Source organism: Pantoea sp. Pa-EAmG, from assembly GCF_030024295.1.
Classification (GTDB): domain Bacteria; phylum Pseudomonadota; class Gammaproteobacteria; order Enterobacterales; family Enterobacteriaceae; genus Pantoea; species Pantoea dispersa.
The window spans coordinates 1-479 of record NZ_JASEWO010000428.1 but is presented as its reverse complement, the minus strand read 5'-3'; the positions used below and the strand labels follow the sequence as shown (position 1 = coordinate 479).

At 43.8% G+C, this 479-nt stretch carries 1 pseudogene; it reads left to right on the top strand.

Going from position 1 to position 479, the window contains the following annotated elements:
- Positions 1-90: 90 nt before the first annotated feature.
- Positions 91-479 (top strand): annotated as a pseudogene (locus QMM04_RS23070) (SGNH/GDSL hydrolase family protein); the annotation flags it as partial.

The window sequence follows — 479 nt, the reverse complement described above, 5'->3', positions numbered from 1 at the left end:
TGAGTCATTAACTCGTTATATCTTTGTGGGCTGACTCGGTAATCTGCTGCGAAATATTACTACAAAAAAAATAAAACCTGGCGTGATGAGATGAAAGCATCTCCGGCAAAAATTATCCTGTTAAACTTCGCGACCAATGATGCGCGACATTTTCATTTTAACGATATCGCAGCAGATTACCGAGTCAGCCCACAAAGATATAACGAGGTAATGACTCAACTCATAAACATCGCGCGTGAAGAAGGCAAAGAGGTGGTTCTACAGGAGCCACATCCTATTTGTGGTCGAGCGGAGAAATGGGGTATTGCCCCTTATGTCACGCAACTTGATGCCTTATCACGCAGCCAGTCGGTGCCATTAGTTCGACAATACAAACGAATTCTGGCGATAAAAGACTGGCAGTCATTGCTGTCTCCCGATTGCAATCATCCTTCAAGGCAGCTTTATCGTATGAAGGCTCAAGAAACCTTTACCGTATT